Below are 2,744 nucleotides of genomic sequence, written 5' to 3' on the forward strand. Positions count from 1 at the left end.
GCCCGTCATGGAGGTATTAACGGTGATTTGCTGATCTTGGTCGAAGAAGAGCCGCATCCGGAACTGATACGTGACGAGAACGACATTCTGTATAACCTGTTACTGAGTGTGCCTCAAGCGGCTTTGGGTGGCACAGTTGAAGTTCCGACCATCGATGGTAAGGCTAAAGTCAAAATCGAGCCAGGGACTCAACCGGGGAAAGTACTCCGTTTGCGAAACAAAGGGCTTCCCTCTGTTAACAGTTATGGAACGGGAGACCTGCTTGTAAACGTAAGTGTTTATATTCCGGAAACGTTGTCTGCGTCAGAGAAGGATATCATGAACGGCTTGGAGAATTCTCCTAATTTCCAACCGAAGAAATCTGTCAAGGAGAAGATTTTCGATAAGTTCAGACATATGTTCGATTAACATTTTGTGGCGTTTGGGAATAAAAAGGCTGTGTCGCAATTCTTGACACAGCCTTTTTATTTCCGCCATACTGATTGGCTTCCGGTCGTAAATGGAAAAGGCCTTGTTTCAAAACATGTATGTTTTGAACTCGATATCTTCTGGATGTGAAAAGAAGTATTATCCATTTATAGAAAGATAGTTGTTTTGTGGAATAAACACTGGTGCTTTGAAACAGCTGGTCAAATCTATTTTATGAATTATGTGATAATACTTGGTAAAAAGATTATCTTTGTAACCGAATTATATAAATACTCCGATGAAAATATTCAAGTAAGCCGGTTTCTATATATCGTAAATATCTTTCTGATGTAATTGCCAATTGCTCATTTTCGATTGTCGATTCTTTATTCCGGCCTTATCCTGTGCCATCCTTCGGCACGTTTGTGATTTTATCTTTTTTAGTTTATAATCTTTTAATTCAAAGAAAACTATGTGTATATCCGTACATCAGCTATGCTATGTCCATGCTGACAAAGAACCTCTTTTTCAAAACATAAACCTGATAGTCAATACAGGACAGCGTCTTGCGCTGGTGGGGAATAACGGTACGGGCAAATCGACTTTGTTGCGTATCATTGAAGGGAACCTGAAACCTTCATCGGGGGAGGTAGTGTGTTCTTCACGCCCTTATTATATTCCACAACATTTCGGACAGTTCGACAACCTGACTGTGGCGGAAGCTCTGCGGGTGGACGATCGGATAAAGGCGCTCCATGCCATTCTTGAAGGTGACGCCTCGGCAGAAAACTTTACCTGTCTGAATGACGACTGGAATGTGGAAGAACGTTGTCTTTCCGCACTTGCCTCTTGGAATCTGGAGCATCTGCAACTGTCCCAGCCGATGTGCTCGTTGAGCGGAGGAGAAAAGACGAAAGTGTTCCTTTCTGGTATCCTTGTTCATGCACCGGAAATTATTTTGATGGATGAACCGACGAATCATCTGGATGTTTCCGGCCGGGAAAAGCTATATGAGATGATCCGGAGCGGACGTTCGACCTTGTTGATTGTCAGTCATGACCGGACGTTGCTAAACCTGCTGCCTTGCATTTGTGAGCTTGAGAAAAGTGAGGTCACACTTTATGGTGGCAATTATGAGTTCTATAAAGAACAGAAAGAGTTGGCGTTGACAGCTTTGCAGAATCAGTTGAGTGAGAAGGAGAAAGAACTTCGTCTGGCCCGTAAAACGGCGCGTGAAGTGATGGAACGGAAGAATAAGTCGAATGTCCGCAGTGATAAGTCGAGTTTCAAGAAAGGGATCTCGCGCATGGCAGTCAATACGCTGAAAGATAAAGCCGAGAAAAGTACAGTCCGGCTGAATGATGTCCATGAGGAGAAAATGGCTTCCCTGCAAAGTTCGATTGCCAGCCTTCAGGATGTGATTCCCGATTTGCGGGCACTTCAGACAAATTTCAATTCTTCCGATCTGCACACCGGCAAGATTCTGATCACTGCGGATCAGATCAATTTCGGTTACACTTCTTCCTGCCTATGGAAGTCACCTCTGAATATTCAGGTCAGGAGTGGCGACCGTATTCATATCACAGGAAATAATGGGAGCGGAAAAACGACCCTGGTCAAATTGTTGTTAGGGGAACTGAAACCGGCGGCCGGGACGATTACACGGGCTGATTTCAGTTATCTTTATATTGATCAGGAATGTTCCGTGCTTGATCCCGGATTGACCGTGTTCGAGCAGACGGAACGTTTTAACGCCTCGCATTTGGCTGAACATGAATTGAAATCCATTTTGAACCGTTGTTTGTTTCCTTACGAGACATGGGACAAGCCGTGTTTTTGCTTGAGTGGAGGTGAAAAGATCCGGTTGCTCTTTTGCTGCCTTATGATCGGAAATAATGCGCCGGATGTATTTATTTTAGACGAACCGACGAACAATCTGGATATACAAAGTGTTGAAATAATAACAGCGGCTATAAAGAGTTATAGAGGAACGGTGTTGTTGATCTCGCATGATCATTATTTTGTGAAAGAAATAAAAATAAACCGTTCTATTAAACTTTTCGATACCGGTTCTGTTATTAAGATATAGTGTTTTTCATGGTATTAGAATTAAGTTAGATTAGGTTATCCGTCCAGTTCGCGAGAATAGGACGGTTTTCTTTTTTTATATCCCCCGTAGGCTTTATGGCTTGTATTTCGAATCGGTCAGAATAGCTTGGCTATCGTTGTTTTGCATCAAGGCTTCTGGGGTCGAATTCGTTTCTCGCATATATTTGTCGATAATCTGCCAGCCGAGCCAACTGCCGAGATTTCCGGGAGCGTCGCTTGCCAGGAAT

At 43.3% G+C, this 2,744-nt stretch carries 3 protein-coding genes; 2 read left to right on the forward strand and 1 reads right to left on the reverse strand.

Going from position 1 to position 2,744, the window contains the following annotated elements; genetic code table 11:
- Together BHV83_RS00355 and BHV83_RS00360 are read left to right on the forward strand one after the other, a co-directional pair.
- The coding region (locus BHV83_RS00355) for a DnaJ C-terminal domain-containing protein (RefSeq protein ID WP_286755259.1) at nt 1-408 on the forward strand (408 nt) is incomplete at its 5' end.
- 472 nt (nt 409-880) lie between these two features.
- Nucleotides 881-2,497 (forward strand): ABC-F family ATP-binding cassette domain-containing protein, encoded by a 1,617-nt coding sequence (locus BHV83_RS00360; RefSeq protein ID WP_022322432.1) that lies wholly within the window; start codon nt 881-883, stop codon nt 2,495-2,497.
- 93 nt (nt 2,498-2,590) lie between these two features.
- Here BHV83_RS00360 and BHV83_RS21705 read toward each other — a convergent pair.
- A partial coding sequence (locus tag BHV83_RS21705) for a gliding motility protein GldB-related protein (RefSeq protein ID WP_502687948.1) occupies nt 2,591-2,744 on the reverse strand: 154 nt, incomplete at its 5' end.

The sequence above is a fragment of the Parabacteroides sp. merdae-related_45_40 genome, from assembly GCF_001915675.1.

Bases quoted from the DNA above. Each gene is read 5' to 3' on its own strand.
- BHV83_RS00360 (WP_022322432.1), top strand. From the start codon at position 881: ATGTGTATATCCGTACATCAGCTATGCTATGTCCATGCTGACAAAGAA.